The organism is Corallococcus praedator, from assembly GCF_003612125.1.
Lineage (GTDB): Bacteria > Myxococcota > Myxococcia > Myxococcales > Myxococcaceae > Corallococcus > Corallococcus praedator.
The window spans coordinates 1-2,239 of the sequence record NZ_RAWI01000698.1 but is presented as its reverse complement, the minus strand read 5'-3'; the positions used below and the strand labels follow the sequence as shown (position 1 = coordinate 2,239).

Sequence of the window (2,239 nt, the reverse complement as noted above, 5' to 3'; positions counted from 1 at the left end):
CCTTCCTCCCAGAGGGGGCATCTGGTCCACTTGGAGCCCCCTTCCCACCCTGCGTGCCCGCTCCATGATGAAGAAGACCGCTCCCTCCAACGTCAACCCGACTGGCCTCTCCCGCCGCACGCTCCTCGGGGCCGCTGCGGCCGTCACCGGGGCGCTGACCGCCCGGGATGCGCACGCGGAGTCGCCGCCCGCCACCTCGACGGCCTCCGCCGCGGCCGGGACCTTCGCGTTTGAAGAGGCGACGGTCGCGCAGCTGCGGGCGGGCCTTGAGTCCGGCAAGCACACCGCGCGCGGGCTGACGGAGGCCTATCTCAATCGCATCCGCGCGCTCGACCGCACGGGGGACTTGCCGCTGTGCTCCGTCATCGAGCTCAACCCCGACGCGCTCGCGATGGCCGAGGCGCTGGACACCGAGCGCAAGGCGAAGGGCTCACGCGGGCCGCTGCACGGCATCCCCGTGCTCCTCAAGGACAACATCGCCACGGCGGACCGGATGCAGACCACCGCGGGCTCGCTCGCGCTGGTGGGCGCCGTGCCTCCGCGCGACGCCTTCATCGTGGAGCGGCTGCGCGCCGCCGGCGCCGTCCTCCTGGGCAAGACCAACCTCAGCGAGTGGGCCAACTTCCGCTCCACGCACGCGATGAGCGGCTGGAGCGCGCGCGGCGGCCTGTGCCGCAACCCCTACGCGCTGGACCGGACCCCCTCCGGTTCGAGCTCCGGCTCGGGCGCCGCCACCGCGGCCAACTTCTGCGCCGTGGCGGTGGGCACCGAGACGGACGGCTCCATCGTCTCGCCTGCTTCCGCGTGCTCGCTGGTGGGGCTGAAGCCCACGGTGGGCCTCGTGAGCCGCGCGGGCATCATCCCCATCTCCGCGACGCAAGACACCGCAGGCCCCATGACGCGCAGCGTGGCGGACGCCGCGGTGCTGCTGGGCGTGCTCGCGGGCGAGGACCCACGCGACGCGGTCACCGCCACGGGTCGAGGCCATGCCCACGCGGACTACACACAGTTCCTCGACCCGAAGGGGCTCGCGGGCGCGCGCATCGGTGTGCCGCGCGAGCGCTTCTTCGGCTACCACCCGGCCACCGACGCGGTCGTGGAGCGCGCGCTCGAATTGATGAAGGCGCAGGGCGCGGTGCTGGTGGACCCCGCGCCCCTGCCCAACGTGGACAAGCTCGACGGGCCCGAACTCGAGGTGATGCTCTACGAGTTCAAGGCGGGCCTCGAGGCCTACCTCGCACAGCTCGGTGAGGGCGCTCCGGTGCGCACGCTAGCGGACCTCATCGCCTTCAATGAGAAGCACCGCGATCGCGAGATGCCCTACTTCGGCCAGGAGCTGCTGCTCCAGGCGCGGGAGAAGGGCCCGCTCACCGACCCCGCCTACCGCAAGGCGCTCGCGGCGTGCCGCCGGTTCTCGCGCGCGGAGGGCGTGGACGCGGTGATGAACAAGCACAAGCTGGATGCGCTCGTGGCCCCGACGCAGGCACCGGCGGGCCCCATCGACCTGGTGCTGGGTGACCACTGGTTGGGCAGCAGCTCCACGCCCGCAGCGGTGTCCGGCTACCCGAGCATCACGGTGCCCGCGGGCGATGTGCACGGGCTGCCGGTGGGAGTGTCTTTCATTGGCCGCGCCTGGAGCGAGCCCGTGCTGTTCAAGCTCGCCTACGCCTACGAGCAGGCCTCGCACGCGCGGCGCAAGCCCGGGTTCGTCCGGAGCGTGGACCTGCGCGGCGCGTAGACCGGACGGTTATTCGTAGGTCGGGCTGCACTTGTTGTAGGCCCAGACGCACTGGCGGAGGTGTCCGGCCTTCAAGGTGGACGTCCGCCTGCCCTTCTTCCTGCCTGACCAGACCTTGCCGTGCCGCACGCCCATCTTGTGGCATCCGCCCTGCTCCGGGTTGGTAACGATTCATGCGGTAAGGGTCGATGTGCTGTCCCCGCAAGGCGGTAACGGTTAATCAAGGGCAGGTCCGCCCCCGGACACCCCACCATGTCCCACATCGCGCACGCCCTCCGTCCTGTCATCTTCGTCTCGTCACTCCACCCGGCGGCAGTGCGCCCATGAGCCTGCGTCGCAACGCTGACGCGTTCAGCTTCCAGGTGATGTTGTTGCTGTGCGCCCTCTGGGGCATTCAGCAGGTGGCCATCAAGCTGGCCGCGCACGACATCGCGCCCATCCTCCAGGCATCGCTGCGCTCGGGGGTGGCGGCGCTGCTCGTGGGGCTGCTCATGACGTGGC

At 70.9% G+C, this 2,239-nt stretch carries 1 protein-coding gene; it reads left to right on the top strand.

The window, feature by feature from the left end; all coding sequences use genetic code 11:
* Positions 1–67 precede the first annotated feature (67 nt).
* Entirely contained in the window at positions 68–1,738 is a 1,671-nt protein-coding gene (locus D7Y13_RS40980) for an amidase (protein WP_370451696.1), read from the top strand.
* Positions 1,739–2,239 lie beyond the last annotated feature (501 nt).

Coding starts and splice junctions, on each gene's coding strand:
- D7Y13_RS40980 (WP_370451696.1), top strand. CDS start 68: ATGAAGAAGACCGCTCCCTCCAACGTCAACCCGACTGGCCTCTCCCGC.